Here is a 334-nt window from a genome sequence, read left to right as displayed (position 1 = left end):
TATTTACATACTCGGCACCGCGCTTGATCGCTTCCATATTCTTCTCAACCACTTTTTGGCCTTTTTTGCCGAACAGTTCATTCACTACTTCAACGAATGATTCCGCTGGCAGACCCAAAAGGGCGCTGGAAGCTCCAATCGCTACCATGTTTTTCATAAGAGACGTTCCAAGTTCTTCGGCAATTTCAGTGAAAGGCACAGAGAATAGACGAACATCCGCTCCCTAAGGCGCTTTCGGATTGAATTTTGCATCACCAATGATAATTCCGCCCTTGCGAAGTTCCGGACTGTTTACATCGATTGTCTCTTGGTCAAATGCCACGAGTATATCGAG

At 45.8% G+C, this 334-nt stretch carries 1 pseudogene; it reads right to left on the bottom strand.

What is annotated here, in order from left to right:
* Positions 1–334, bottom strand: a pseudogene (locus tag LKX83_RS32170) (2-oxoacid:acceptor oxidoreductase family protein); the annotation flags it as partial.

It is taken from the genome of Cohnella baijiui, assembly GCF_020731285.1.
Lineage (GTDB): Bacteria > Bacillota > Bacilli > Paenibacillales > Paenibacillaceae > Cohnella.
The sequence above is the reverse complement of the archived record's forward strand: the minus strand, read 5'-3'. Positions and strand labels throughout refer to the sequence as shown.